Origin of the sequence: Chthonobacter rhizosphaerae, from assembly GCF_013839525.1 — a bacterium.
In the GTDB taxonomy this organism is placed as follows: Bacteria; Pseudomonadota; Alphaproteobacteria; order Rhizobiales; family Pleomorphomonadaceae; genus Chthonobacter; species Chthonobacter rhizosphaerae.
Genome location: NZ_JACDIS010000008.1, coordinates 49154 through 75971 on the forward strand (window position 1 = coordinate 49154; position 26818 = coordinate 75971).

Here is a 26818-nt window from a genome sequence, read left to right on the forward strand (position 1 = left end):
TCGCACGATCCCGCGGGGCGGCGACGGCCTCGCCAGGAAAGCGTCATCGCCGAAAACGTCATCCCTCGAAGGCTTTCTCGAGGGCGCCATTCTCCGCGGCCCACCCCCGAGACCCTCGGCCCCTTCACCCCCAGAGGGCGGGGGCGGGCGGGAAGACGGTGGAGCCGTCGTAGGAAAGGCCGGGCTCCCGGTCGCGGGCGAGGAGGAGCGGGCCGTCCAGGTCGACGAACCGGGCGGTCTGGGCGAGGATCATGCCGGGCGCCATGGACAGGGACGTGGCCACCATGCAGCCGGCCATGATGAGGAGCCCGGCGTCGTCGGCCGCCTTCGCCATGATCATGGCCTCGGTCAGGCCGCCGGTCTTGTCGAGCTTGATGTTCACGGCGTCGTAGAGGCGGGCGAGGCGCGGGATGTCCTCGCTCGTGTGGGCGCTCTCGTCCGCGCAGACCGGCACGGGACGGTCGAGGCCGGCGAGGACGTCGTCGTCGCCGTCCGGGAAGGGCTGCTCGATGAGCGCGACCCCGGCCTCCAGGCAGGCGGCCGACAAGGCGGGCCAAGCCTCCGGGGTCCAGCCCTCGTTGGCGTCCACGATGATGCGGGACCGGGGCGCGCCGGCGCGGACGGCCCGGAGACGCTCCACGTCGCCCTCGCCGCCGAGCTTGATCTTCAGGAGGGGGCGCGCGCTCGCCACGGCCGCCGCCGCCCGCATGGCGTCCGGGGCGTCGAGCGAGAGGGTGTAGGCGGTGACCACGGGCTCCAGGGTGCCGAGGCCGAGGAGGGCGGCGGCGGTGGTGCCGGCGGCCTTCGCTTCCAGGTCGAGGAGCGCACAGTCGACCGCGTTGCGGGCCGCGCCGGCCGGCATGGCGAGGCGGAGTTCATGGCGGGTCATCCCGGCCTCGACGGCGGGGCGCTGCATCTCGATGGCGGCGAGAACCGTTTCGGGAGTCTCGCCGTAGCGGGGATAGGGGACGCATTCGCCGCGGCCGACGTGATCGCCGGAGCGGACCGTCGCCACCACCACGACCGCCTCGGTCTTGGAGCCGCGCGCGATGGTGAAACGGCCGGCGATGGGCCAGCGCTCCACAGCGGTGGAAAGTTGACGATGCATGTGCTGCCTTTCCGCCACGGCCACCGAGGAAACCTGGTTCCGGCCGCATCCGTCAATTCACTTTGAACGGCTTGCCGTCGACAGGAGCGGCCGTCAAGGGATAGGAGGGAAAGAACGGCGGCCGCGCGACCCGGGGGGTGGCAAGGCCGCGGGCTCGGAGTGCCATGGCGGACAGGACCTTGCCGGCGATCGACGCGCCGGGACCCGGGGGCGAGCGAGGCGACGCGCCGATCGACGTCAGCGCGGATCGCGGCGGCGCGCGCGTCCGGCTGTCGGGCGACTGGACGATCGAGAACGCCGCGCGCCTGGAGACGCGCCTCTCCCCCGACACCCTCGCGGCGACCGCCGGCACCATCGTGATCGACGGCAGCGACATCGGCCGATTCGACACGGCTGGCGCGTGGCTCGTGGAGCGGACGCGACGGCAGCTGGACGGCCGGGGCGTGTCGGTCTCGTTGACGGGCTTTTCCGAGGCGCAGCAGATCCTGATCGCGGCCGTGGACAAGACCGGCCGGACGGAACTGCCGGAGCCGCCGAAGGTGTCGCCGGTCGTTCGCTTCCTGACGCTGGTGGGGCGCGGGGCGGCGGAGATCATCAGCGACGCCAACGCGCTCGCCGCCATGCTGGGCGAGTTCATCATCGCGCTCGGCGGCACGCTCGCCTGGCGGCGGCGGATGCGCTGGGCCGCCTTCGTGAACCACATCGACCGGGCCGGCTTCCAGGCGGTGCCGATCATCGCCCTGATGAGCTTCCTGATCGGCATGATCATCGCCCAGCAGGGCGGCTTCTACTTCCGCAGCTTCGGGGCGGAGCTGTTCGTGGTCGACCTGGTCGGCGTGCTCGTCTGCCGCGAGATCGGCGTGCTCCTGACCGCCATCATGGTGGCGGGCCGGTCCGGCTCGGCGTTCACGGCCGAGATCGGCTCCATGAAGATGCGCGAGGAGATCGACGCGCTGACGGTGCTGGGCGTCTCGCCGGTGGACGTGCTGGTGGTGCCGCGTCTCCTGGCGCTGATCGTGACGCTGCCGATCCTGGCGCTGGTGTCGGACCTCGCGGCGCTCGCGGGCGCCTGGGTGGTGACGCTCTTCTACATCGGCGTGCCGACGGACACCTTCCTTCTTCGCCTGAAGGAGGCCCTGACGGTGACCTACGTGATGGTGGGTCTCGTGAAGGCGCCCTTCATGGCGCTGGTGATCGGCCTCGTGGCCTGCGTGGAGGGGATGAAGGTGAAGGGCTCGGCGGAGAGCCTCGGCGAGCACACGACCGCCTCGGTGGTGAAGGCCATCTTCATGGTCGTTGTGATGGACGGCATCTTCGCCATGTTCTTCGCGTCGCTGGGGATCTGACACCATGGCGTCCGATCCCACCCCCGCCGACACGCTGAACCGCCCCGCCACCCGGACGGACCGGGAGGCGATCATCCGCGGGCGCGGGCTGACCGTGGGCTTCGGCGAGAACCTGATCCTGGAGAACCTGGACATCGACGTCTACCGGGGCGAGGTGCTGGGCGTCGTCGGTGGCTCGGGCACGGGCAAGTCGGTGCTCCTGCGCACCATCATCGGGCTCAACGCCAAGCGGGCCGGGACCGTGGAGGTGTTCGGCGAGAACCTGGACGAGGCGAGCCCTGCGGAGCGCAACCGGATCGGCCGGCGCTGGGGCGTGCTGTTCCAGCAGGGCGCGCTGTTCTCGTCGCTGACGGTGGCGCAGAACGTGGCGATCCCCATGCGCGAGCACCTGGACCTGCCGGCGAGCCTGACGGACGAGCTGGCGCGGCTGAAGATCGAGCTCGTGGGCCTGCCGGCGGACGCGGCGGAGAAATACCCGTCGGAGCTTTCTGGCGGCATGATCAAGCGCGCCTCGCTGGCGCGCGCCCTGGCGCTCGACCCGGACATCGTGTTCCTGGACGAGCCGACGGCGGGGCTGGACCCGATCGGCGCGGCGGACTTCGACGCGCTGATCCAGAATCTCCGCGACACCCTGGGGCTGACCGTCTTCATGGTGACCCACGACCTCGACAGCCTGATCGGCATCACCGACCGCATCGCCGTGCTCGGCAACAAGAAGGTGCTGGTGGACGGCACCTTCCGGGAGCTGAAGACGGTCGATCACCCGTGGGTCGACGCATACTTCAACGGCGAGCGCGCCGAGCGCCTCAAGATCGAGTGAGTTCAGGACATCCGATGGAATCACGGGCGAACTACGCGGCGATCGGCCTCTTCGTCCTCGTCATGCTGATGACGGGGCTGGGCTTCCTCTACTGGCTGACCAACGCCGGCGAGCGGGCGCGGCAGGTGGACGTGCGCGTGGTGTTCAACGGCGCCGTCACGGGCCTCAACACCGGGTCGGCGGTGCTGTTCAACGGCATCAAGATCGGCGAGGTCGCGCGGCTGACCCTGGACGACCGCGACCCGAACACGGTGGTGGCGATCATCAGCGTGGACCGGACGACGCCGATCCGCACGGACACCCGGGCGACGCTGTCGTACCAGGGGCTGACGGGCGTCGCCAACCTGCAGCTGGAGGGCGGATCGCGCAACGCGCCCCTGCTGGTGGACGCGGTGCCGGAGGACAACGGCACGCCGACCATCCAGGCGGAGGTGTCGCCGTTCCAGGACATCATCGAGAGCGCCCGGAACGTGCTGACCAAGGCCGACAACGCCATGACGGCCATCGACGAGTTCGTGACCGAGAACCGGCCGGCGGTGAGCCGGACGGTGGCGAACGTGGAAACCTTCAGCCGGGCGCTCTCGGACAACGCGGGGGCGGTTTCGGGGGCGCTGGAGAACGTGGGCCGGGCCGCCGAGGCGGTGGGTGACATCTCCGGCGACCTGAGGGGTTCGGCGGAGCGGCTGGAGCAGCTGCTGACGGCGGTGGAGCCGGACCAGGTGCGCACGGCGGTGACCAACCTGGTCACGTCGGCGGAACGGCTGAACACGGTGCTGACGCGGGCCGAGCAGGTGGCGAACGGCATCGACCCGGCGGCGATCAACCAGGCGGTGACCAACGTCTCCAGCGCGGCGGCGAGCCTCAACGACACCATCCAGCGCGCGGGCGCCGTGGTGGAGGCGATCGAGCCGGCGGAGGTGGACCGGCTGATGGCGAGCCTTGCGACCGCGGGCGACGACGTCTCGGCCGCCGCCAAGCGGGCGGACGGGCTGCTCGCCTCGGTGGACCCGGCGCGCGTGGGGCAGATCGTGACCTCGGTGGACGTGGTCTCGCAGAACCTCGCGGACGTGTCGGCCACGGTCGGGACGGTGGTGTCGTCGGTGCGCGACACGTTCGACAAGGCGGGCACCCTGATCGGCGCGGTGGACACGGAGAAGGTGCGCTCCACGGTGGACGACGTGTCGTCGTTCGCCGGCACGCTGGAGAGCTACACCCCGCAGGTGAACAGCATCCTGGCGGACGTGAAGTCGGCGTCGGAGAGCCTGCGGCGGCTCGGCGCCACCATCGACGAGCGCAACGGCGACGTGAACCGCACCATCACCGAGGCGCGCAACCTGGTGCAGCAGCTGAACGGCATCGCGACCCGGGCCGACGGCGTCCTGCAGAAGGTGGACGCCTACGTGGAGGGCGACGGCGAGGGCCTGATCCAGGAGGCGACCGCGACGCTGCAGTCGATCCGGCAGGTGGCGGACACGCTGGGGGCCCAGGTGGGGCCGATCACGGCGAACGTGGCGCGCTTTTCGGAGCGGGGCCTCAACGGCTTCGCGCAACTGGCCGAGGACGGGCGGCGGGCCCTGTCGCGGCTCGACCGGGTGCTCTCGGGGATCGAACAGAACCCGCAACAGTTCATCTTCGGCGGCGATGGCGTGCCGGAGTATCAGCCGCGGCGGCGGTGAGGAGGGGCAGCGTGGGACGAGTGCATGACGGACGGCGCGCGGCCGCGCGCATGGCGACGCGCGGACTGGCGGTGGCGGCTGCCGCGGGGCTATCCGCCTGCGCGGCGCTCGGCGGCGGGGGCGCCCCGCCGGACATCTACGACCTGACGGTGCCGGCCTCGATCGAGGACGCGGGCGGCGGGCGGACCACGGCGCAGATCCTGGTGCCGGCGCCGTCGGCCATCGACGCGCTGAACACCACCCGCGTGGTGGTGCGGCCCTCGGGGGCGCAGATCGCCTACTTCCCGGGCACCTCCTGGAGCGACGAGCTGCCCTCGCTGGTGCAGGCCAAGCTGGTGCGGGCGTTCGAGGACTCCGGCAAGGCGAAGGCGGTGGGGCGGCCCGGCGAGAGCCTCGCCATCGACTACCAGGTGATCGTGGACATCCGGGCGTTCGAGTTGGACATCGCGGGCGGGCGGACCGCCCACGTGGCGCTGGGGGTGAAGCTCCTCGACGACCGGAGCGGGCAGGTGCGGGCGACGCGGGTGTTCGACGCCCGCGTGCCGGCGCGCAGCGACGCGCCGGCGGACGCCATCGCGGCGCTGGACGCGGCGGCGGGGCAGGCGTTCACGGAGATCGTGGCGTGGACCGCCGGGGCGATCTGAGGGCGCGCCCGGTGCGGGTGTTCGCGACGGGGACTGGGCGTGGATGGCCTGGCGGATGCGGGGCGGTCGGCGGCGGGTGGGGTCGTCCGAGACGGCGCGGATGACGGGACCGTCGGTTGGGCCCCGGCTTTCGCCGGGGTGACGGTTCCGGTGGCTGGGCGGGGACGCGCTGGTGGGGGTGACTGTTCCGGTGGCTGGGCCGCGACGCGCTGGTGGGGGTGACGGTTCCGGTGGCTAGGCCGCGACGCGCGCGTGATGGGGTGACAGTTCCGGTGGCTGGGCGGGGACGCGCCGGTGGAGTTCGTGCGTGACGAACGGGGCGACGGCGGTGGGCCGGATGCTTGACGGAAAAGGGGCGCCTCGCGGCGCCCCTTTCGCGTTCCGGACGGGCCTTGACCCCTCACGCTCCGGACGGGCCTTGGCCCGTCGCGTTCGGACGGGCCTTGACCCGTCGCGTTTGGTCGGGCCCAGGCCTCAGCCGAGCTTGCCGCTGGCGTGGGCCAGCATGGTGTAGACCTTGCCGGTGTCGGAGTTGAGGTAGGTCTGGGCGAGGGTGCCGTCCGGGTCCTTGCGGGCGGCGTCCTCGTAGAGCGAGCGGAAGTGGTCGATGTAGCGGTCGACCGCCACGCGGAATTCCGCGTCCCGCTGGTACTTGCGGCGGATCTCGTCGAAGGTCTGCTGGCCCTGGAGGTTGTAGAGCCTCCGGGTGAAGACGTTCGTCTCGCCGCGGCGGTAGCGGTTCCACAGGTCCACGAAGGCGTCGTGGTCGATGGCCCGGGCGATGTCGACCGACAGCGAGTTGAGGCTCTCGATCATGTGGCCGGGGGTGCGCGACCCGTCGCCGCCGCGTCCGCCGTTGTCCTGGCGGGTCGGCTCGGCGGGGCGGCCGTCGTTGCGGGCCGGGCGGTCGTCGTCCTGGACGCGGCGGAGCAGGTCGGAGATCCAGCCGCGTTCGCGGGGATCGCCGTTGCCGGGCTCGGCGCGGCGCTGGTCGTCATAGGCGGCGCGGGCCGGGCGCTCCGGCTGGGCCGGACGGTCGGCGGGGCGCTCCGCGACGGGACGCTCGGCCGGGCGCGGCGGCTCGGGCTGGCGCTCCGGCTGGGCCGGGCGCTCGGGCGCGCGGTCCACGGGCCGTTCGACCGGACGCTCCACCGGGGCCGGACGCTCGGCCGGAGCCGGACGCTCGGCGGCCGGGGCGCGGGCCGGACGCGGGGTGTCGACGAGAGCCGAGCCGCCGCGACCGCCGACCGTGGCCTGGCGCGAGACGATGTCGTTCAGCTCGCTGAGGGCCTTGATCTGCTCGCTCACCACGCGCCGCATGGCGTTGGTGTGCTGGACGGTCTCCTGCGGCAGGTCGAGGACGCCGCGGGAGATGTCCTGGCGGATCGTCTCCAGCTCGCGGGCCACGGCCCGGGTCGCCTTGCGCATCTCCTCGGCGGACTCGGCGAACCGGTCGACGGCGCCGCCGATGGAGGAGTTGATCTCGCCGACCAGCTGGTCGCGGATCGAGCGCACCAGCTCCTGGCTCCGCTGGCCTTCCAGCTCGGCCGTGTGGCCGAGGGACTGGATCTGCTCGGCCACGCTGGCGGTCGCCGTCTCGGCGCTGCGCGTCAGCATCATGCCGACCTCGCGCAGGCGCTTCTCGGCGGCCGACAGGGTGCCCTGCATGAGGCTGGCGAAGCCGGCGGCGGACCGCTCGATGGCGGCGTTGCGCTCGGCGATCTCCTCCACGATCCGCTGCATGACGGCGGCCCGTTCGTCGACGGTGCCCTCGAAGCCGCGGCTGGTCTGCTCCAGGCTCTCGGCCGCGATCTGAAGGGCGCGCGCCTGCTCGGAGAAGCGGGCGGTGACGCCGCCGATCTCGCCGAGCACCCGGTCCGAGAGGGTGTCGAGAGCCGACACGGTGTCGGCGATGTCGCGGGCGGACGCGCCGGTCTCGGCGGTGACCCGGTCGATGGTGACGCGCAGGTCCTCGGTCTGCTGGGTCAGGCCGTACTCGATCCGGCCGAGGTTGGCGGCCGTCTGGTCGAGCAGGGACTTCAGCCGCTCGTTCGCCTCGCCGAGTTCGGAGATGACCACGGCCACGTCCGTGCGGATGCGGTCGTTGGTGCCGTCGAGGGCGTCGACGATCAGGCGGCCCTGGCTGTCGAGGGTGTCCAGCATGGCGCGGGAGGCGGTGACGAGCGAGCGGGTCGCCTCGTCGCCGGCGGCCACGATGGACCGGCCGATGGCGTCGCTGTCGCTGCCGAGGGCCTCCAGCACCGCCTCGGCGGCGGCCCGGACCTCGCCGGCGATGGCGGCGCCGCGGCGGTCGAGCTCCGCGGAGAGCGCGTCGGTGCCGGTGGCGAAGCTGCCCGCGATGGCCTCGGTCTGGCCGTCCAGGAGGCCGGCGAGCTCGGCCATGCGGTCGCGCAGGATCCCGGCGAGCCGCTGGGTGCGCTCGTCGAGACCGTTGGCCACGTCGTCGACGCGGCCGATGAGCACGCGATCGATCGCCTCGGAAATTTCCGCCAGGCGGGTGGACGCGTTGGCGACCGCCAGGGTGAGGGCCTCGCTGGAGCGCTCGGTCTCGCCGGTGAGGCGGGTGGAAATCTCCTGGACCGACCCGAGCAGGTTCGACCGGACGCGGGCGCTCTCGCCGGAGAGGCGATCGGTGACCTCGTCCACCGACACGGTGAGGAGGTCGCGGGCGCGGGTGCTCTCCTCGCCGATGCGGTCGGCAAGCCGATCGATCGAGCCGGTGAGGATCTCGTTGGCGCGGGTGCTCTCCTCGGTGATCCGGCCGGACACCTCGGCGAGGGAGCCGATGAGGAGATCGCGGGCGCGGACGCTCTCGTCGAGCAGGCGGCCGGACACCTCGTCCACCGAGCCGATGACGATCTCCCGGGCGCGGGTGCTCTCGTCCGAGATGCGGCCGGTGATGTCGTCCAGCGAGCCGGTGAGAAGATCGCGGGCGCGGGTGCTCTCGTCGAGGATGCGGCTGGCCACCTCGCCGAGCGAGCCGACGATGAGGTCGCGGGCCCGTTCCGATTCGCCGACCACGCGGGTGGCGGCGGTCTCCACGGAGCCGACCATCTCCAGGCGGGCCCGGTTGGATTCGCGCTCCAGCACCTGGGCGGCCTCGATCATGGCGCGGGCCAGAGCCTCGCGGGCGGTCTCGGTCTCGCTGCTGATGGCGCCGACGATGGCCTCCAGGCGCTCGCCGAGGTTGCGCTGCAGGGTCTCGGTGCGGCTGTCGAGGGTCTCGGCGACCTCGAACACCTTGGAGCCGAGGGAGACGTTGATCTCGGTGACCTTGTCGGCGAGCGTCTCGGTGAACTCCTCGGTGCGGTTCTCCAGGGCCTTGGTGATGGCCGCGAGACGGCCCTCGATGGCCTCCACCATGTCGGTCTGGCCGCCGTTGAAGGTCTGCGCCAGCTCGCGGGTGCGGGCCGCCAGCGTCTCGGTGATCTGCCGGGCGCGGGAGTCGAGCGCCTGATCGATGCGCTGGGTGCGCTCGTCCAGGGACTGGGTGATGGCGTCGGTCTTCTCCGCGATGTTGGTCGTGGCGGTTTCCAGGCGCCCGCCGACGGTGCGGTCGAACTCCTCCAGCTGGGCGGCGAGCGCGGAGGCGAGGCCGCCGGTGCGGTCGTCGAGCTGGCTGACGATCGTGCCGGTGTGGGCGTCGATGGTCTCCACGAAGCGGGTCGCGCGGCCGTCGATGGTGCCGGCGATGCTCTCGGCCCGGCCGTCGAGGGCTTCGACGAGGGCGGCGAGACGCTGGTCGAACAGGCCGGCGATGTTCTCCGACCGGCCGTTCAGGGTCTGCTCGATGCTCTCCGAGCCGGCCGCGATGGCGCCCTGCAGGGCGGCGGTGCGGGCCGCGAGAGCTTCCTCGAACGCGTGGATGCGCTCGGCGAGGGAGCCGTCGAGGGCTTCGCTGCGGCTGACGAGGCTATCCACGAGCGCGGCGGCGCGGCCGTTGACGATCTCGTCCAGGGTCTTGAGCCGCTGCTCGAAGGTGGCCGAGAGCGTGTCCGTGCCGGTGTCGAGCATGTCGGCGATGCGGCCGCCGGCGGTCGCCAGGTTCTCCTGGATGCGGTCGCCGCGGGTGTTGATGGCCGCCGCGATCTCGGCGCCGATGGAGGCCAGCCGTTCGGCGAGGCCGTTCTTCGACGTGTCGAGGATGCCTTCCACCGACTGGGTGACCTGATCGACCAGGGCCCGGATGGCGCTGGCGCGCTCGTCCAGCAGGCGGGCGATCTCCAGGCTGGAGGCGTCGAGCCGGCTGGTGAGGTCGGTGGCGTCGGAGACCGTGCGGGCGAGGGTCTCGCGGGCGTTCTCGGTCTCGGTGACGAGGGTGGCGGTGATCTCCTGCAGGCGGGTGTTCAGGCTGTCCTGCAGCGCGGCCGCGCGGTTGTCGAGGGTCTCGGCGACCTCGAACACCTTGGTGCCGAGGGCGAGATTGATCTCGCCGATCTTGCCGGCGAGCTGCTCGGTAAAGGCGTCGGTGCGCTCGTTGAGCGTGCCGGTGACCGCCACCAGACGGCCCTCGAGGGCGGAGACCATCTCGGTCTGGCCGCTGGAGAAGGTCTGGGCGAGGTCGCGGGTGCGGGCGAGCAGGGTCTCGGTGATCTGGCGGGCCCGGTTGTCGAGGGTCCGGTCCAGGTCGTTGGTGCGGCCGACCAGGTTCTCAAGGAGCGAGCCGGCCCTGTCGTCGAGGGTGCGGATGCGCTCCTCGAAGGTGGTGGACAGCGTGTCCGTGCGGTCGTCGAGGACCGTGGTGAGCCGGTTGGCGGCGACGGTGACCGTCTCGGCGAGGTTGTCGCTGCGGGCCGTGATGGTGCGGGCGATCTCCGCGCCGACGGTGGACAGGCGCTCGGAGAAGTCCTGGCCGGTGCCGCTGAGGAGGGTTTCGGCGGAGAGCGCGGCCTGGTCGATCAGGCTGCGCATGGAGCCGGTGCGCTCCTCCAGGACGCGGGCGACCTCGGTGCCGGTCTCGGCGATGCGGTCGGCGAGGGCGGTGCCGTTGACCGTGATGACGTGGCGCAGGTCGTCGCCGGTGAGGGCGAGGCGGTTGACGAGCTCGGTGCCGCGGGCCGCGATCTCGCCGGTGATGCGCCCGCCGGTCTCGTCCAGGCGGTCGGTGATCTCGCCGCCGCGGATGGAGAGGTCGATGAGGACGCTCTCGCCGGTGGTGCGCAGGGTGTTGGTGATCTCGTCCATGCGCCCGGCGAGGGTGTCGGCGAGCTCGGTGCCGGAGCGGTTGACCGCCTCGGTGATCTCCACGGCGCGGGCGGCGAACTCGTCGGCGAAGCCGCGGCCGGTGCGCTGCAGGGCGTCGGTGGCCTCGGCGCCGCGGACCTCGATGGTGGCGCCGATCTCGGCCGCGGTGCGGGCGAGGGTGTCCTCCAGGGAGCGGGTGTGCTGGTCGAGGGTGCCGGCGAGTTCGGCGGACCGGCCCTCCAGGGCGTTGGCCAGGAGGTCCGTGCGCTCCGTGATGGTGGCGGCCAGCACGTCGGTGCGCTCGCCGAGGGTGACGGACAGGAAGTCGGTGCGCTCCACGAGGGTGCGGCTGAGGACGCCGGTGCGGTCCTCGATGGTCGCGGTGAGGGCGGCGGTGCGCTCCGCGATGGCGCCGGAGAGGGTGTCGGTCCGCTCCGCGATCGTGGTGGCGAGGATGTCGGTGCGCTCGCCGAGGGTCTGGCCGAGGACGCTGGTGCGATCCTCGATGGTGGCCGAGAGGGCGGCGGTGCGGGTCTCGATCTCCGACGAGAAGGCGGCGGCGCGCTGGTCGAGGGCGCCGGACAGGGCCTCGGTGCTGGTCTGCAGGGCGGTGGAGAGGGCGCCGGTGCGCTCCTCCAGGGCGGTGGTCAGGACGCCGGCGCGGCGCTCCAAGGTGTCGGCGAGGAGGCCGGTGCGCTCGTCGATGGCCACCACGATGGCGTTCGACCGGTCGCCGAGGATGCGCTCCAGCTCGGCGGTGCGGTTGGCGAGGGTGGAGCCGATCTCGTCGGACCGGGTGGCGAGGGTGGTGCCGAGGCGCTCGGTCTGCTCCTGGACGGCGCTCGTCAGGCGGGAGCCCTGCTCGGCGAGGGTGACGTTGAGCTCGCCGCCGCGGGCCGCGAGTTCGGACGTGACCGCGGCGCCGGTCTCGGCGAGGCGGATGTTGATGCTCTCGCTCTGGCTGGTGAGCGTGTCGACGATGGCCGAGCCGCGGTTGGTGAGCTCGTTGGCGACGTCGTCGCCGATGGCGGCGAAGCGCTCCGCGAAGGCCGAGGTGTCGGCAGTGAGGCGTTCGGCGATCTCCTGGCCGGCGGTCTCCAGACGGACCGCGAAGGCGTCGCCGCGCTCGGTGACGGCGCTGATCATGGTGCGGCCGGCGCCGTCGAAGGCGGTGGTGAGCTGCTCGGCCTTCTCGCCGATCTCGCGGCTGAGGTCGCGGGCGGTGGTCTCCAGGCGGCCGGTGATCATGTCGCCGGCGACGCGGATCTCCTCGGCGAGGCCCTGGTGGGCGCCGGCGATGGACGCGCGCACGCGCTCGGCGTTGGTGACGACGGCCTCGCGCTGGGTGATGAGCTCCTCGATGAGGCCGCGGATGCGGATCTCGTTCTCCGAATAGGACCGCTCCAGGGCGGCCACCTCGTTGTGGACGAGGACCTCCAGCTCGCTGGCGCGGGCGAGAGCGCGCTCCACGCCGTCGCCCATGGCGGCGACCTCGCGGCGGATGGCCTGGCCGACGGTGACGACGTTCTCCTTGGCGACCGCCTCCGGCTCGGCGAGGCGGACGGCCACCTCGGCGAGGGCGCGGGCGGCGACGCGCATGTCCTGGGCGCGCCAGATCATGACGCCGATGGCCCAGAAGAACAGGATCGGCAGGACGATGCCGAGGCCGAACAGGAGGGCGTCCGGGCGGCGCAGGATGTCGGTGAGGGTGACGGGCGAGGGCAGGGTGGGGCCGATCGCCTCGGCGGCGAGGAAGATGCCGCCGGCGGCCCACAGGAAGGACACGACCAGGCAGATCCAGAACGGCGTGGACGAGGGCCGCCGCTGGATCTGGTAGAGGACGTTGGCGGCGGAGCGCCGGTCGTCGTTGGCGGGCGTGCGCGGGCGGGTGAGGCCGGGACGCGGCGTTTCGGGCTCGGGCGCCGCGTCGGCGAGGACCCGGGTGGGCGGCGGAGGCGGCGTCGGCGCATCGACGCGCGGGCGCGCGGCGGGCTTCTGGTCGGGCTCGCCGAACAGTTCGGTGTCGAACGTCCCCGGATCGCCGTCGGCGGTGCCGAAGTCGATCTTCAGCGCCTCTTCGACGGCGGACAGGGCCGCTTCCGCCGGATCCGTCACCTTGGTATTCTTCGCCATGGTCCCCTGGTCCCCTCGCGTCCGTACTTCGTCACAGACCGGCCGCTTCTCCCGAAGCCGGGTCGGCGCTGCCCGGTCGATGTCCGGCGGGGGGCTCGTGGCCTCCGAACCCCGTCGCCGGCGTCCCGACCGGTTCGCCCTCGGTGTCAGCGCGGGGAGCTAAACTCCCATGGCCAAACGACGCGGAGGCGGGTGACGCCTCCCTACCTAATGGCACAAGCACCCACTCCGAACAAGAAATGGGGCCGGACATATGCGAGTTGTTAACATGCTGTTAACTGAAGCAATGACTGCTCCGGCCGACCCGCGCCAAGAGGCTTTGGGACCGCGGCTTTCCATAATACTCTTCGGCACGCGCCCGCCAAGGCCGGCCCGGACCGCCCCGCCCGACGACGGAAACCCTGATTTTACCGGAGGATCGCGGGACTTTCACGCGTTTCGCGACGGCCCTTTCGCCACCTCGCCCGGGCAGGCGGGGAATAAGGTCCGGCAGAGGTCGGCGGGCTGCGTAAACTTCGTTAATGGGCGTTAACCATATCAGCAAAAACTCGACCGCGCCGATGCTCCCCCGGCCGGAGGGCGGTGCTCCTTAAGCGATCGACAAGCGGTCGGCCCCCATGCTCCGGACCATGCCGCCGGCCCATCGCCGGCCGACCGGAAGGGGAGAGCCGATGACCAACGCCGCCCTGAAGCCCGTGCAGGTCCCCGACGACCAGCAGGCCCGGCCCGTGGATCTCGCCCACCTCGCCCGCCAGACCCACGGCAACCGGGACCTGGAGCGGGAGGTGCTGCACCTCTTCCTGATCCAGTCGGAGCGGCTGATGAAGCGCCTGATGGCCGACGACGGGCCGCGGCTGGAGCTCGCCCACGCGCTGGTCGGCTCGGCCCTCGGAATCGGCGCCTGGGCGGTGGCGAAGGCGGCCGGGCGGGTGGAGACCGCCGCCCGGGAGGCGCGGGAGGACGACGGCGCGCTGCCGGAACTCGCCGACGCGGTGGCGACGGCGAACAGCTACATCCGCTCGCTGATCTGACGACGCGGGCGGCGGCGGGGGCGGCCGCGGGGCGTCGCGCTCTGTTGCGTCGCAGCGGGCGCTTGACGCGGCGCGCCGGCCGCTATTCTGTGGAGCGCCTCGCCAACAGCCCCTTTCCAGGACCGACCGAGACCATGCCCAAGATCACCTACATCGCGTTCGACGGAGCCACCTATGACGTTGAGGCCCCGGTGGGCTCCACCGTGATGGAGAACGCGATCAAGCACATGGTCCCGGGGATCGAGGCGGAGTGCGGCGGCGCCTGCGCCTGCGCCACCTGCCACGTCTACGTGGACGACGCCTGGGCGGAAAAGGTCGGATCGCCGGAGCCCATGGAAGAGGACATGCTGGACTTCGCCTTCGACGTGCGTCCGACCTCGCGCCTGTCGTGCCAGATCAAGGTGAAGCCGGACCTGGACGGGCTCGTGGTGCGGATCCCGGAGCGGCAGGCGTAGGGGGCACCTGACATCCTTTCCGTGTGGAGCCGCTTCGCCGAGGCGTATGGGCCGGCGGGGGAAGCGTGCGTCTGCGTGGTCGCTGATCACGACGGGCGCGGGGGGCATTCGGAAAGGTGGGTGAATGCGTGGGTGGTCCGCGTTCGCGGACCATGACGCGGTCGTCAGCGTGAGCGGACCACGGCGCGGTCGTCCGCGTGAGCGAACCAAGACGGGGTGATCTGCGCGAGCGAACCATGACTCATGAAGGGCTGGCGGACCGTTGCCGACGGCGGCAGGCTCGTCGGCCGCCGGGGTCAGACCGCCTTCAGGAATTGCGCGACGCTATCGCCGAGCCGCCTGGACTGGCCGGAGAGGCCGTCGGCCACGCCGCGGAGTTGGCCGGAGAGGGAGCCGGTCTCGGTGGCGGCTTCCGACACCAGGATGATGTTCGCCGACATGTCCGCCGTCGCTTGCGACTGCTGCTCCACGGCCGCGGCCATCCGGGTCGTGATCTGGGACAGGTCGCCGACGGCATCATTGATGCCCGTGATGGCCGATACCACTCCGTTCGTCGCCGACTGGATCGAGGCGATCTGCTCGGTGATCTCCCCGGTGGCCCTGGAGGTTTCGTTGGCGAGCTGTTTCACCTCGGCTGCCACGATGGCGAATCCTCGGCCGGCCTCGCCGGCCCGGGCCGCCTCGATGGTGGCGTTGAGGGCGAGAAGGTTCGTCTGCTCGGCGATCGACTTGATGAGCGCGACCACGCTGTCCACCTGCCGGGCCTTCTCGGCGAGCGCCCGCATGGTGCTGTCCGTGGTGTCCGCCTGCGCGGCGATCTGCAGGGCGCGGTCGGACATGGTCGCCATGTGGCGGGAAATCTCGGCGACGGAGGTCGCCATCTGTTCGGCCGCGGTGGACACCGACGCGGCCCGCGACCGCGCGGTTTCGGCGGACTGGTGGAGCCCCTGGGCCGATCGAAGCATTTCTCCCGACACGGACGTGACGGCGTCGGCAACGGTCGTGACCTCTTCCGCGATGCGAATTTGCGCGGAGACGACCGACCAGGTCAGCATGGGCCCGACGATCTCGCCGTCCACGTCCCGGATCGGCGTGATGCTGACGTTGAGGTCCTCCCCGCCGAGCCTGATCCGACCGGACCGGACCCGGCTGCCGGCTTCGTCCAGGAAATCGCGTTGCTGCGCGAGATCCTCAAAGAAGACCGACAGCGGCTTGCCGTTCAGATCCCCGGCCCTGAAGGGCAGTCGGTCCTCGATCGGCTCCAGCATCCTCACCGACCAGTCGTTGACGTAGTCGATCCGATGACCGAACGCCGGGTCTGCGGTCATCACGCCGAGCGGCATCGCGTCCAGCATCTGCCACGCCCTGATCATCCGGTTCTTCTGGGCCGTGATGTCGGCGGCAAGCTTGACGATCTTGCAGATCGTGCCGTCGTCTCCCGCGATCGGCAGGTAAAGCGCCTGAAGCCAGATCCGTCGACCGGACTTGGACATGCGCATGAACTCGTCGATTTTCGGTTGGCCTTCGGCAAGATCTCGCCAGAATTCCCGGTAGCCACTGCTGGACGCGTGTGCGGGATCGACGAACATCCGGTGGTGTTTGCCTCTGATCTCGTCCAACGAATAGCCCATCAGGGTCTGGAACGTGGCGTTCGCGAAAAGGACGTGACCGGTGCTGTCGAATTCGATCCGCGCGCAGCAGCGGTCGACAGAGTCGAACAAGGCAGCCGTCGCGTCATACCTGGGCCTTCTCGTGAACATTCCTCTCCCCCAGCCGAAAGAACATGATCGTCGGCAGGGTAAAGATTTCCGGTTTACGAACCGTGAATTTACGCAACTTAAGATTGCAAATTTCCTACTGAGGATGGCTCTGCTCCGCAGGCGGCCGGTTGTTGCATGACGAGTGCGCGAACACTCTTCTCTTGCGAGCGCGAAGAACGCGACATCACACGTTCAGCAACAGATATTCCCGCTCCCAGCTGGAGATGACGCGGTTGTAGAGGCGCCATTCGAGGCGTTTGACGTCGATGTAGGCCTCCACGAAGCGGGGGCCGAGGACGCGGCGGAGCGGGGCGCAGGCGTCGAGTTCGGCGAGGGCGTCGGACAGGTGGGAGGGGAGGGACACGCCGAGGGTGTGGGCGTCGATCTCCACGACGGGCTCGGGCTCGATCGCCTCCTCCAGGCCGAGGAGGCCGCAGGCGAGGGTGGCCGCCATGGCGAGGTAGGGATTGCTGTCGGCGCCGATGACGCGGTTCTCCACCCGGCGCGACTCCGGGCCGCTGTCGGGCACGCGCAGGCCGCAGGTGCGGTTGTCCCGGCCCCAGTGGACGTTGATCGGCGCGTCGGATTCCAGGCGGATGCGCCGGTAGCTGTTCACGTTCGGGCAGAACAGGCTCATGGCCATCGGCACGTAGCGCTGCAGGCCGCCGATGTAGTGGAGGAGCGCCTCGCTGTCGCCGCCGTCCGGGTGGGCGAAGATGTTGGTGCCGTCGTCAATGCGCACGATCGACTGGTGGATGTGGCTGGCCGAGCCCGGCATGTCCTGGTGCGGCATGGCCATGAAGGTGGCCACCATCCGGTGCCGGCGGGCGGCGAGACGGGCGGTGCGCTTGAACAGGAAGGTCTGGTCGGCGCGCTCGATCGGGTCGCCGTGCCGGAAGTTCATCTCCAACTGGGCCGGGCCGGCCTCGTGCGCCATGGTGGCGATCTCGATGCGCGATGCCTCGCAGTAGTCGTACATCAGGTTGACCACGTGGTCGAAGTCGTTGGCGTGCTCGATGCCGTAGGCCTGCCGCCCGCTCTCCTTGCGGCCGGAGAGGCCGATCGGTACGGCGAGCGGGAGGTCGGGGTCGTCGTTCTCGGCGGTCAGGTAGAATTCCAGCTCCGGCGCCACGACCGGCCGCAGGCCCTTCTCGGCATAGAGGTCGACGACGCGCTGGAGCACCTGACGCGGGGCGAAGTCCACCGGGCGGCCGTCGGCGAAGAAGCAGTCGCAGATGACCTGCGCGGTCGGCTCCTCGTACCAGGGCACCACCCGGAGCGTGGTGAGGTCGGGCACGCAGCGCACGTCGCGGTCGAGCGGGTTCACGACCTTGCTGCCGTCGGCGCTGTCGCCGGTCACGGCCTGGAAGAAGACGAACTCCGGCAGGCGGACGCCCTCGACGATGATGCGGATGAAGTCCTCCCGGGGGACGATCTTGCCGCGCATGATGCCGTTCATGTCCGGCACGATGCACTCGACCTCGTCGATGCGGTTCTCGCGCAGCCACGCGACCGCGTCGGTGGCGTTGGTGAGGCGGGCGGAAGTCGGGGGCGATGGCGCCATGATCGGCGGGATCCTCCGGTGAGTCGGATCAGCGCAGACTAGAGCGCTTCCGACGCCAAGGGAATCGCCCGCATCAGGCCGGCCGCATGGGTCCGGCCGTGGCGGCGGGCGGCGTCCTGGACGATCGCGCCGGCGGCCTCGTAGGACGCCCGCCAGGCGAGGAGGTCCTCCTCGGGCATGGGCCGGGCGAACAGGAAGCCCTGGACGCGGCGGAAGCCCGCATTGGTCAGGAAGGCGAGGTCGGCCGCGGTCTCGACGCCCTCCACGAGCGTCTCCGCGCCGATGGACTCGGCGAGCCCCAGAAGGCTGCCCATGATCTTGTCGCGGGCCGCGAGGTCGGGCTCGCGCAGGAAGGAACGGTCGATCTTCACGAGCGACGGGCGCATGCGCATCATGTAGGCGACGTTGGAATAGCCGGTGCCGAAGTCGTCGAGGGCGAGGCGCAGGCCCATGCCGGCGAGGTGGGCGAGGTTCGCCCGCACGATCGGGCTGTCGGCGAGGAAGACGCCTTCGGTGATCTCGATCTCCAGGTAGGCGGGGGCGACGCCGTGGCGCTCCAGGGCGTCCGCCACCGTGCGGACCAGGGTGGGGCGCTGGAAATGCCGGGCGGACACGTTGACCGACAGGCGGATCGGGTCGGCCCCCGCGCGGTCCCAGCGGGCGAGGGTCGCGCAGGCGGCGTCGAGCACGAAGGCGTCGATCTCCAGGATGAGATCGGAGCGCTCGGCGATGGGGATGAACTCGGCCGGCGGTATCATGGCGCCGGTTTCGGGGTCGTGCCAGCGCAGCAGGCCCTCGGCGCCGATCATCCGGCGACGGAGGAGGTCGACCTGCGGCTGCCAGAGAAGCCGGAGATGACCCTCGGCGATGGCCCGCCGGAGGTTGTCCCGCATGCTGTCGACGCGCGTTCGCCGGACCCTGATCTCCGGCTCGAACATGACCGTGCGCCCCTTGCCGAGGTCCTTCGCCTCGTAGAGGGCGATATCGGCGTTGAGGAGAATCTCGGCGAAGGTCGCGCCGTCCTCCGGCCAGAGGGAGACGCCGCCGCTCAACGAGACGGCGATCTCGCCCTCGTCGACCTTGAGCCGCGGCCTGCGGGCGAGCGCGGCGGCGAACCGGGCCATGATCTCCGCGCGGCTTATCTTGCCGACCGGAACGACGGCGACGAACTCGTCGCCGCCCCACCGGACGGCGATCCCCTCCTGCGCCAGATCCTGGCGGAGCCAATCGCCCACCGCGGTCAGCAGGCGGTCGCCCACGTCATGGCCATGGTGGTCGTTGACCGGCTTGAAGTCGTCCACGTCAAGTAAGATCAGCGCGTGCGGCGGGCGGCCCTCAGACGCGGCGATCCACTCCGAGAAGGCGCGCCGGTTGGCGAGGCGGGTCAGCGCGTCCTCGTTCATGGCGACGCGCAGCCGCGCGGAGTCGCGCCGATGGGCCAGGAGGAGCGCCAACACGCCCGCCACCAGCGCCGACAGGAGCAGGATGCTGACCACCACCCGCACCTTGAGGGCGCCGAACTCCGCATGCTGCAGGGCGATCGACCTGTCGGTCTCCTGTTCGACGGCATGCACGTAACCGGCGAGGCTGGCGAGGAGGCGGTCGGTGGACTCCCGCACGGTCCCGATCCTGTCCGGGTGGAAGGGGGCGCCGGCGGAGACGAGCGCGTCCAAGTGCCTCAGGACTTCGCTCGCCTCCGCCAGGACGCGGTCGAACTCGGGCGGCCTGTCCGTGCCGCCCACGAAGCGGAGCGCGTCGAACCGCACGAAGAAACGGTCGGACAGCGTCGAGAGCACGGCCAGCGCGGCCGGGCTCTCGACGCCGGTCTCAAGGAGATCCAAGGTCGCTTCCAGGTTCGTCACATCGGCGAACGCGAAACGGAGATCGCGGATCTGATAGAAGCCGTACCTGGGGAGCTGTTCTTCCGTAGCCGACAGATCCCGCCACGTGACGAAAGCCGCGGTCACGGTGACAGCCACGTAGACGACGGCGGCCGCGCCGGCGGCGAGCCGGACGGTGGCGGATCTGCGAGCCATTCCGGGCGCCCCTCAGTTCGACCGGACGGCCGTGATCCGGGAGATCAGCCACACGCCGCGCGCGGCATAGTCGTTCGTGTTCAGCTCCGGATTGCCGTCGAGAGGATAGACGATCCGCGCCGGGCCGCGTTTTCGGGGCAGGATGGGTTGTCCGTCCTGGCGGGTGGCGAGCACCACGTCCCAGTTCGACCAGTCCGCCCGCGGCACGGTCGCCACATAGGCGTCCGTCGCCCGGACCTCCAGGCCGTCGGCCCCCTCGGCGCCAAGGTGGGCCACCAGGTCGCGCAGGAGAACGCCCTGGAAGGTTTCCACCTCGTCCGAGTAGTGGGAGGCGGTGGTGACCTGCACCATGGGCAGGGCCTCCTCCAGGGCGGCGAGGGACAGCGTGTGGTCCTTCGACCCGTCGTTCCAGACGAACTGACCGGTCGGCGTGGGGCCGTCCGGCCGCGTGATCGGCTGGACGCCGTCCGCGGCCGCCGGTCCGGATAGAGCGCCGACCAGGGCGACAGCCCATAAAGTGCGAAGCACAGCACCAGCCATTCCCGCCTCCTCTGTTCGAGATCCAACGATTAAGGATTGTAGGGGCTACTGGTAAAAATCGCACTTAGAACGCGAAATTCGCGCGCGGTGGTGCATACGTGGCAATACTGATGAGGCGGCCGTCATCAGGCTCCGCCCTTCGGCCGCCGTCTCGCCGCTACCGGCCGAGGGCCCGCATGGCGCGGTCCAGACCCTCGAGGGTGAGCGGGACCATGCGGTCGCCGATGAGCTCGCGGACGAGGCCGATGGAATGGGTCCAGCTCCAGGCGTCCTCCGGGACCGGGTTGATCCAGGCGAGCTTCGGCCAGGTGGCGACGACGCGCTGGAGCCAGACGGCGCCGGCCTCCTCGTTCCAGTGCTCAACCGACCCGCCCGGATGGGTGATCTCGTACGGGCTCATGGAGGCGTCGCCGACGATCACCACGCGGGTGTCCGCCGGGAAGGTGCGGAGGAGATCGACGGTGGGGACGCGCTCGCCGTGGCGGCGGGCGTTGGCCTGCCAGACGCCTTCGTAGAGGCAGTTGTGGAAGTAATAGTGGTGGAGCGACTTGAACTCCGACCGGGCGGCGGAGAAGAGCTCGCTCGTCACGCGGACATGGTCGTCCATGGAGCCGCCGACGTCGAGGAAGAGGACGACGCGCACGGTGTTGCGGCGCTCCGGGCGGAGCTTCACGTCGAGCCAGCCCTGGCGGGCGGTGGCGTCGATGGTGGAGGAGAGGTCCAGCTCTTCCGGCACGCCGGTTCGGGCGAAGCGGCGCAGGCGCTTCAGGGCCACGCGGATCTGGCGGGTGCCGATCTCGACCCGGTCGTCCAGGTCACGGAATTCGCGCTTGTCCCAGACCTTGACGGCCCGCCGGTGGCGGCTCTCGTCCTGGCCGATGCGCACGCCCTCCGGATTGTAGCCGTAGGCGCCGAACGGGGAGGTGCCGGCGGTGCCGATCCACTTGGAGCCGCCCTGGTGGCGGCCCTTCTGCTCGGCGAGGCGCTGCTTCAGGGTCTCCATGAGCGTCTCGAAGCCGCCGAGGGCCTCGATCTGGCGCTTCTCCTCGTCGGTCAGGTAGCGCTCGGCCATCCTGCGCAGCCAGTCCTCCGGCAGGGCCTCGGGCGTGACGGCGTCGCCGGTGGACTCCAGGCCCTTGAACACGGACGCGAACACGCGGTCGAACCGGTCGAGGTTCTTCTCGTCCTTGACCAGGACCGTGCGGGCGAGATGGTAGAAGCCTTCCACCTGCCTGGCCGGCAGGTCGGCCTCCATGGCGCCCATGAGATCCAGGTATTCGCGCATGGAGACCGGAACGCCGGCCGCCTTGAGGGCGGTGAAGAAGGTCAGAAACATCGCAGCCGTCCGCTCGACATGGAATCGTCCTATAGTGGGCGCTCAAGTGCGCCGCCAAGACGGCGCCGTCGCCGCATGCCCGTTTTCCCGAAGGACACGATCCCGACACCATGGCGCGTCTCCTCCTCCTCCGCCACGCGAAATCCTCCTGGGACGACGCGAGCACGCCGGACTTCGACCGTCCGCTCAACATCCGCGGCCGGAGTTCGGCGCCGCTGATGGGCCGCCACATGGCCGACCACTCCCTCTTTCCGGAGCGGATCCTCTGCTCGTCCGCCCGGCGCACGCGCGAGACTCTGGCGGGCCTTCTGCCGCACCTGTCGGGGGACGTGGACATCCGCCTGATGCGGTCGATCTACCAGGCCTCGGAGGAGGGCTATCTGTCGGTGCTGCGCCAGGCGGGCGGGACGGTGAAGTCGCTGATGCTGATCGGGCACAATCCGGGCATGCAGGACACGGCGCTGTCGCTGATCGGCAGCGGCAACCCGGCCTACGTGGACGAGATCCGCGGCAAGTTCCCGACCGCCGGGCTCGCGGTGATCGACTTCGACCTTTCCGACTGGTCGAAGCTGGCGCCCGGGACGGGGCGGATCGTCGCCTTCTTCCGGCCGAGGGAGATCGAGGTGGTCGGCGCCCCGGCGCTCGCCGAGGCGGACGACTGACGCTGGCGCTGACGACTCCAACGGCTTACATGGGCCGAGATCGACGAGACCTGGACTGACCCCTTGCGACTGACTTCCCTGACCGACGAGGCGCGGATCGCCCTCGACAACGTGACCGACTTCGCCTCGACCCTCGGGTCGCCCGCGCTTCGGCTGGGCGTCACCGGGCTGGCCCGGGCGGGCAAGACGGTGTTCATCACGGCGCTGGTGCACAACCTGATCCACGGCGGCCGGCTGCCGATGTTCGAGCCGGTGCGGTCGCGCCGGCTTACGAGCGCGGCCCTGAAGCCGCAGGTGCACGACGAGGTGCCGACGTTCGACTACCGCGGCCACGTGAAGAAGCTGGTGGAGACGCGGATCTGGCCGGAGTCGACCCGGCTGATCTCGGAGATGCGGCTGACGATCAACTACGAGTCGGCGAGCTTCCTCGGCCGCAAGCTCGGCCGCGGCAAGCTGAACCTCGACATCGTGGACTATCCGGGCGAGTGGCTGCTGGACCTGCCGCTGCTCTCCAAGGACTACCGGGCGTGGAGCCGGGAGACGATCGAGCGGGCGCGCTATCCGGCCCGCCGGTCGATCGCGCGGCCCTGGCTGGAGCATCTCGTCACCATCGACCCGTCCGACCCGGCGGACGAGGAGGTGGCGGAGACCACGCACCGGCTGTTCTCCGGCTATCTGGCGGCGGCGCGGGCGGACGCCCACGCGCTCTCCATGGTGCCGCCGGGGCGGTTCCTGATGCCGGGCGACCTCGCCGGATCGCCGGCGCTGACCTTCGCGCCGCTGCCGGTGGTGGAGGGCGGCACGGTGCCGAAGGGCAGCCTGTGGGAGCTGATGGAGCGGCGCTACGAGGCCTACAAGGACGTGGTGGTGCGGCCCTTCTTCCGCACCCACTTCGCGCGGCTGGACCGGCAGGTGGTGCTCGTCGACGTGCTGGCGGCGCTGAACGCCGGACCGGCGGCGGTGCTGGACCTGGAGGCGGCGCTCGCCGAGATCCTGGCGAGCTTCCGGCCGGGGCGGTCGTCGTGGCTGAGCTCGGTGGTGACCCGGCGGATCGACCGCATCCTGTTCGCCGCCACCAAGGCGGACCATCTGCACCACACCAGCCACGACCGGCTGGAGGCGATCCTGGGCCGGCTGCTCGACGCGGCGGTGGCGCGGGCCTCGTTCGCGGGCGCGGAGGTGGACGTGCGGGCGATCGCGGCCGTGCGGGCGACCCGCGAGGCGACGGTGCGGCGCAACGGCGAGCCGTTGGAATGCATCCTCGGCGTGCCGCAGGAGGGCGAGGTGTTCGACGGTCGCCGCTATGGCGGGACCGAGGAGATCGCGTTGTTCCCCGGCGACTTGCCGGAGGATCCTGACGTTCTGTTCGAACGGGTTCACAATTCAATTCCAGATGATGCATCCGTCGGAAGCGCGGCGGCGCGACGGGCGGCCACCGAAACCCTGGTGCCGGAGCTGCGTTTCCTGCGCTTCCGGCCGCCGAAGCTGGAGACGACCGCCGAGGGGACGACCCTGTCGCTGCCGCACATCCGGCTCGACCGGGCGCTCGACTTCCTGATCGGAGACAAGCTGGCATGAAAGGCCCCACCCGCCGGCCGACAGCCTTCCGGATCGGCGACGAGGACGTCGCCGTCTCCCGGGACGGCGCGCCGGTGCCGCGGACGGCGCGGGTGGTGGTGGAGCCGGAACCGGAGGACGTGGGCATCCCCGGCCCGCCGGTGCCGAAGCGCAAGAGCTTCGGCTGGGGCAAGGTGTTCTGGGGCGCGCTCGGCGCGCTGATCTCGCTGGCGGTCGGCCTCTGGGTGGACCAGCTGGTGCGCGACCTGTTCGCCCGCAACGATCTCCTCGGCTGGGTGGCGCTGGGGCTCGCCGCGCTGGCGGGGCTGGCGGCGGGCGCCGTGATCGTGCGCGAGGTGGTGGGCGTGGCGCGCGTGCGCCGGATCGACGCCCTGCGCGAGCGGGCCGCGCTGGCGGCCGCCAAGGACGACGGCGCCGAGGCGGCGGCGGTGGCCGAGGAACTGGCCGGCTTCTACGCGGACCGGCCGGAGACGGCGAAGGGCCGCCGGGCCATGAAGCGGCACCTCGACGAGGTGATCGACGGGCGCGACCTCCTGGTGCTGGCCGAGCACGACCTGGTGCAGCCGTTCGACGACACGGCGCGCCGGCTGGTGGCGGACGCCGCCAAGCGGGTGTCGGTGGTGACGGCCGTGTCGCCGCGCGCCGTGGTGGACATCGTCTTCGTGCTCGTGGCCGTGCTCGGCCTCATCCGCAAGCTCGCGGACCTCTACGGCGGCCGGCCGGGGCTGATCGGCTTCCTGTCGCTGACGCGCCACGTGCTGACCCATCTGGCCGTGACCGGCGGGATGGCGATCGGCGACGGGCTGGTGCAGCAGATCGTCGGCCACGGGCTGGCGGCGCGCCTGTCGGCGCGGCTCGGCGAGGGCGTGGTGAACGGGCTGCTGACGGCGCGCGTGGGCCTCGCCGCCATCGAGGTCTGCCGCCCGTTGCCGTTCCTGGAGGCGCCGCGGCCGGGGATCTCGGACGTGATGGGCGGGCTGCTGCCGAAGAGCGACAAAGGCGAGGACGGGCCGGGGGACCGGTGACGGGGGCGGGGTCTCGGGGGATGAAAGAGGCCGAGGCGGCGGCCCGGTCGCGCGGTCGTCATCCCGGTGGGCGCCGGGATCCGGCCTTCCGTAGGCGCGACCAGAGCGGTGAGAGTGATGGCTCCGGCGGTTGGGCCCCGGCTTTCGCCGGGGTGACGGTTCGGGCGGCAAGACGATGTCGGGTCGGTGGCTTGGCTTGGGGCCTGGCGGTGGGCGGGGTCGGTGGCTTGCCTCAGGGCCGTGCCGTTGGCGGGGCAGGCGGCGTGGCTCGGCAGCGTGCGGTGGGCGGGGTCGAACCTTTTCAGGTCAATGGCTTGGCGAAGAATACCCGGTCGTAGCCCTCGTGGTGGCGGCGGGCGGTCTCGTGGTAGCCGAGGCGGGGGTAGAGGGTGAGGTTTTCGGTCATGCGGGCGTTGGTGTTGAGCCGGACCTCCGGACGTCCGAGACGGCGGGCTTCGGCTTCCGCGTGGGTGACGAGACGGCGGCCGAAGCCGCGGCCCTTCGCGGCGGGGTCGACGGCGACCATGTCGAGGTAGAGGTGGTCGGGCTCGGGCCAGAACACGACGGCGCCGAGGATCGCGCCGGCTTCCTCCAGCACATGGACCTGGCCGGCGGCGACGTGGGCGGCGTAGTCGGCGAGCATGGGGGCGGGAGGCTTGCCGATGCGAGGGACGTAAAGGGCGTAGGCCTCGGCGACGATCGCCTCGATGCGGGGAACGTCAGCGGCGGTGGCGGGTCGGATGGGCATCAGCCGGTCCTCGCTCGGATCGCCGCGACAATCGCGTGGGTACGGAGTGCGGGGGCGATGGATGGGGCGATGCGCATGGGCGGTCCCGACCGACAAGGGCGACGGCGAGGCGAGCGCTCGGCGTCACGGCGTCAGCGGCCTTCGCGGCGGGCCATGAAGGCGAGGCGTTCGAACAGGTGGACGTCCTGCTCGTTCTTCAGGAGGGCGCCGTGGAGCGGCGGGATCGCGGTCCTGGCGTCCTTGGCGCGGAGGGTCTCCGGGTCCACATCCTCGTTGACGAGGAGCTTGATCCAGTCGATCAGTTCGGACGTGGACGGGCGCTTCTTCAGGCCCTGGACGGCGCGGACGTCGAAGAAGACCGACAGCGCCTCCTGGAGCAGGCGCTTCTTCAGGTCCGGGTAGTGGACGGCCACGATGGCCTCCATGGTCTCCCGGTCGGGGAAGCGGATGTAGTGGAAGAAGCAGCGGCGCAGGAAGGCGTCCGGCAGGTCCTTCTCGTTGTTGGACGTGATGATGACGATGGGGCGCCGGGCCGCCTTTACGGTGCGGCCGGTCTCGTAGACGAAGAACTCCATGCGGTCGAGCTCGAGCAGGAGGTCGTTCGGGAACTCGATGTCGGCCTTGTCGATCTCGTCGATGAGGAGCACCGGGCGGACCGGGCTCTCGAACGCCTCCCAGAGCTTGCCCTTGCGGATGTAGTTGGCGATGTCGGCGACGCGCGGGTCGCCGAGCTGGCTGTCGCGCAGGCGCGAGACGGCGTCGTACTCGTAGAGGCCCTGGGCGGCCTTGGTGGTGGACTTCACGTGCCATTCGATGAAGGGCGCGCCGAGCGCCCGGGCGACTTCGCGGGCGAGGACGGTCTTGCCGGTGCCGGGCTCGCCCTTGACGAGGAGGGGCCGCTCCAGGGTGATGGCGGCGTTGACCGCCATGGTGAGGTCCGCGGTCGCCACATAGTCCGTCGTGCCCTGGAAACGCATCCGATCATCCCTGCTGGACGCGGCCCGGAGGAGGGCCGCCGAAGGTGGCCGGCAGGGTAGGGGGCCGGGCCGGCCGGATCAAGCCGACGCGCCGTGGCGGGCGGACGCGGACGCGACGCCGGGCGGGCCGGATCTGCCGGGTCCAGGGTTGACCGGGCAGAACTTGCCGGGCGC

General features: G+C 71.0%; 18 protein-coding genes. 9 read left to right on the forward strand and 9 right to left on the reverse strand.

The window, feature by feature from the left end; all coding sequences use genetic code 11:
• Positions 1-124: 124 nt before the first annotated feature.
• The gene (dgcA, locus tag HND91_RS15215) at positions 125-1108 is read right to left on the reverse strand and encodes an N-acetyl-D-Glu racemase DgcA (RefSeq protein ID WP_181707454.1); all 984 of its coding nucleotides are present in this window, start codon (positions 1106-1108) and stop codon (positions 125-127) included.
• Positions 1109-1272: 164 nt separating this feature from the next.
• Here dgcA and HND91_RS15220 point away from each other — a divergent pair, with 164 nt between their 5' ends.
• From HND91_RS15220 to HND91_RS15235, 4 genes are read left to right on the forward strand one after another with little or no spacing between them, the layout of a single operon-like run.
• Positions 1273-2454: an ABC transporter permease gene (locus HND91_RS15220; protein ID WP_181707455.1), complete on the forward strand. Its 1182-nt coding sequence runs from the start codon at positions 1273-1275 to the stop codon at positions 2452-2454.
• 4 nt (positions 2455-2458) lie between these two features.
• Complete coding sequence (locus HND91_RS15225; protein ID WP_181707456.1) at positions 2459-3274, forward strand: ABC transporter ATP-binding protein; 816 nt, start codon at positions 2459-2461, stop codon at positions 3272-3274.
• A 14-nt stretch (positions 3275-3288) separates the two neighbouring features.
• Positions 3289-4950 (forward strand): MlaD family protein, encoded by a 1662-nt coding sequence (locus HND91_RS15230; RefSeq protein ID WP_181707457.1) that lies wholly within the window; start codon positions 3289-3291, stop codon positions 4948-4950.
• A gap of 11 nt (positions 4951-4961) precedes the next feature.
• Positions 4962-5594, forward strand: coding sequence for an ABC-type transport auxiliary lipoprotein family protein (locus HND91_RS15235; protein WP_181707458.1), 633 nt, complete (start codon positions 4962-4964; stop codon positions 5592-5594).
• 474 nt (positions 5595-6068) lie between these two features.
• Here the strand turns inward: HND91_RS15235 and HND91_RS15240 are convergent, their stop codons facing one another.
• On the reverse strand, positions 6069-12932 hold the full coding sequence (locus HND91_RS15240) for an apolipoprotein A-IV repeat region-like domain-containing protein (protein WP_181707459.1): 6864 nt from the start codon (positions 12930-12932) through the stop codon (positions 6069-6071).
• 671 nt (positions 12933-13603) lie between these two features.
• On the opposite strand from HND91_RS15240, the gene HND91_RS15245 reads away from it, so the two are divergent.
• Both HND91_RS15245 and HND91_RS15250 read left to right on the forward strand, forming a co-directional pair.
• Positions 13604-13963 (forward strand): Hpt domain-containing protein, encoded by a 360-nt coding sequence (locus HND91_RS15245; RefSeq protein ID WP_181707460.1) that lies wholly within the window; start codon positions 13604-13606, stop codon positions 13961-13963.
• 134 nt (positions 13964-14097) lie between these two features.
• Positions 14098-14418: a 2Fe-2S iron-sulfur cluster-binding protein gene (locus tag HND91_RS15250; protein WP_181707461.1), complete on the forward strand. Its 321-nt coding sequence runs from the start codon at positions 14098-14100 to the stop codon at positions 14416-14418.
• A 296-nt stretch (positions 14419-14714) separates the two neighbouring features.
• Here the strand turns inward: HND91_RS15250 and HND91_RS15255 are convergent, their stop codons facing one another.
• The 5 genes from HND91_RS15255 to HND91_RS15275 all read right to left on the reverse strand — a co-directional run bounded on the left by HND91_RS15255 (position 14715) and on the right by HND91_RS15275 (position 21654).
• Entirely contained in the window at positions 14715-16178 is a 1464-nt protein-coding gene (locus HND91_RS15255; RefSeq protein ID WP_181707462.1) for a methyl-accepting chemotaxis protein, read from the reverse strand.
• Between the two features lie 184 nt (positions 16179-16362).
• Positions 16363-17742 (reverse strand): glutamine synthetase family protein, encoded by a 1380-nt coding sequence (locus HND91_RS15260; protein ID WP_181707463.1) that lies wholly within the window; start codon positions 17740-17742, stop codon positions 16363-16365.
• Between the two features lie 38 nt (positions 17743-17780).
• The gene (locus tag HND91_RS15265; protein ID WP_181707464.1) at positions 17781-19778 is read right to left on the reverse strand and encodes a putative bifunctional diguanylate cyclase/phosphodiesterase; all 1998 of its coding nucleotides are present in this window, start codon (positions 19776-19778) and stop codon (positions 17781-17783) included.
• Between the two features lie 12 nt (positions 19779-19790).
• Positions 19791-20318, reverse strand: coding sequence for a putative pterin-binding protein (locus HND91_RS15270; protein ID WP_181707465.1), 528 nt, complete (start codon positions 20316-20318; stop codon positions 19791-19793).
• 157 nt (positions 20319-20475) lie between these two features.
• Positions 20476-21654, reverse strand: a complete 1179-nt coding sequence (locus HND91_RS15275; RefSeq protein ID WP_181707466.1) for a vWA domain-containing protein — start codon at positions 21652-21654, stop codon at positions 20476-20478.
• A 110-nt stretch (positions 21655-21764) separates the two neighbouring features.
• Between HND91_RS15275 and HND91_RS15280 the strand changes: the two genes are divergently transcribed.
• From HND91_RS15280 to HND91_RS15290, 3 genes are all read left to right on the forward strand, one after another.
• A complete protein-coding gene (locus HND91_RS15280) occupies positions 21765-22316 on the forward strand; it encodes a SixA phosphatase family protein (protein WP_181707467.1) in 552 nt (183 codons plus the stop codon).
• Positions 22317-22379: 63 nt separating this feature from the next.
• Positions 22380-23894: a YcjX family GTP-binding protein gene (locus HND91_RS15285; RefSeq protein ID WP_181707468.1), complete on the forward strand. Its 1515-nt coding sequence runs from the start codon at positions 22380-22382 to the stop codon at positions 23892-23894.
• Positions 23891-24919 carry a YcjF family protein gene (locus tag HND91_RS15290; protein ID WP_181707469.1) on the forward strand — a complete coding sequence of 343 codons (1029 nt, stop codon included), beginning with the start codon at positions 23891-23893 and terminating at the stop codon, positions 24917-24919. Before HND91_RS15285 ends, HND91_RS15290 begins: the two co-directional genes overlap by 4 nt.
• Before the next feature lie 301 nt (positions 24920-25220).
• Here the strand turns inward: HND91_RS15290 and HND91_RS15295 are convergent, their stop codons facing one another.
• Together HND91_RS15295 and HND91_RS15300 are read right to left on the reverse strand one after the other, a co-directional pair.
• Entirely contained in the window at positions 25221-25667 is a 447-nt protein-coding gene (locus HND91_RS15295; protein ID WP_181707470.1) for a GNAT family N-acetyltransferase, read from the reverse strand.
• Positions 25668-25798: 131 nt separating this feature from the next.
• Positions 25799-26644 carry an AAA family ATPase gene (locus HND91_RS15300; RefSeq protein ID WP_181707471.1) on the reverse strand — a complete coding sequence of 282 codons (846 nt, stop codon included), beginning with the start codon at positions 26642-26644 and terminating at the stop codon, positions 25799-25801.
• Positions 26645-26818: the final 174 nt, after the last annotated feature.

Coding starts and splice junctions, on each gene's coding strand:
- HND91_RS15290 (WP_181707469.1), top strand. CDS start 23,891: ATGAAAGGCCCCACCCGCCGGCCGACAGCCTTCCGGATCGGCGACGAG.
- HND91_RS15280 (WP_181707467.1), top strand. CDS start 21,765: ATGGCGCGTCTCCTCCTCCTCCGCCACGCGAAATCCTCCTGGGACGAC.
- HND91_RS15300 (WP_181707471.1), bottom strand. CDS start 26,644: ATGCGTTTCCAGGGCACGACGGACTATGTGGCGACCGCGGACCTCACC.
- HND91_RS15275 (WP_181707466.1), bottom strand. CDS start 21,654: ATGTTTCTGACCTTCTTCACCGCCCTCAAGGCGGCCGGCGTTCCGGTC.
- HND91_RS15295 (WP_181707470.1), bottom strand. CDS start 25,667: ATGCCCATCCGACCCGCCACCGCCGCTGACGTTCCCCGCATCGAGGCG.
- dgcA (WP_181707454.1), bottom strand. CDS start 1,108: ATGCATCGTCAACTTTCCACCGCTGTGGAGCGCTGGCCCATCGCCGGC.
- HND91_RS15220 (WP_181707455.1), top strand. CDS start 1,273: ATGGCGGACAGGACCTTGCCGGCGATCGACGCGCCGGGACCCGGGGGC.
- HND91_RS15245 (WP_181707460.1), top strand. CDS start 13,604: ATGACCAACGCCGCCCTGAAGCCCGTGCAGGTCCCCGACGACCAGCAG.
- HND91_RS15260 (WP_181707463.1), bottom strand. CDS start 17,742: ATGGCGCCATCGCCCCCGACTTCCGCCCGCCTCACCAACGCCACCGAC.
- HND91_RS15225 (WP_181707456.1), top strand. CDS start 2,459: ATGGCGTCCGATCCCACCCCCGCCGACACGCTGAACCGCCCCGCCACC.
- HND91_RS15255 (WP_181707462.1), bottom strand. CDS start 16,178: ATGTTCACGAGAAGGCCCAGGTATGACGCGACGGCTGCCTTGTTCGAC.
- HND91_RS15270 (WP_181707465.1), bottom strand. CDS start 20,318: ATGGCTGGTGCTGTGCTTCGCACTTTATGGGCTGTCGCCCTGGTCGGC.
- HND91_RS15230 (WP_181707457.1), top strand. CDS start 3,289: ATGGAATCACGGGCGAACTACGCGGCGATCGGCCTCTTCGTCCTCGTC.
- HND91_RS15265 (WP_181707464.1), bottom strand. CDS start 19,778: ATGGCTCGCAGATCCGCCACCGTCCGGCTCGCCGCCGGCGCGGCCGCC.
- HND91_RS15240 (WP_181707459.1), bottom strand. CDS start 12,932: ATGGCGAAGAATACCAAGGTGACGGATCCGGCGGAAGCGGCCCTGTCC.
- HND91_RS15250 (WP_181707461.1), top strand. CDS start 14,098: ATGCCCAAGATCACCTACATCGCGTTCGACGGAGCCACCTATGACGTT.